The organism is Acinetobacter genomosp. 33YU, from assembly GCF_001990725.1.
Taxonomy (GTDB): Bacteria; Pseudomonadota; Gammaproteobacteria; order Pseudomonadales; family Moraxellaceae; genus Acinetobacter; species Acinetobacter seifertii.
On record NZ_LFZQ01000027.1, the window covers coordinates 935 to 1,304 of the forward strand.

The 370-nt window shown below is 37.3% G+C and carries 1 protein-coding gene; it reads left to right on the forward strand.

Translation table 11 applies throughout. The annotated features are described in order from the left end of the window. The coding region (locus AC056_RS19990; RefSeq protein WP_004840505.1) for an IS256 family transposase at nt 1-336 on the forward strand (336 nt) is incomplete at its 5' end. Nucleotides 337-370: the final 34 nt, after the last annotated feature.

Below are 370 nucleotides of genomic sequence, written 5' to 3' on the forward strand. Positions count from 1 at the left end.
TCCCTAGACATCTTCTGTGATCAATGGAATCACCAGTATCCCAAAATTGGAGAATCCTGGCGGGCCAATTGGGAAAATATCCGAACGATCTTTAGCTATCCAGCCGAAATACGTCATGCAATTTATACAACAAATGCGATTGAGTCGTTGAATAGCGTAATACGCCATTCAACGAAGAAAAGGAAAATCTTTTCATCTGATGACTCAGTAAAGAAGGTCATTTACTTAGCAACATCAAATGCTGCGAAGAAATGGACGATGCCAATTCAAAATTGGCGTTTAGCAATGAATTGGTTTACGATTCAGTTCGATGATCGATTAAAAGATCATTTATAAAAAATGGAACTTACACAAAATAATTTACAGGCTC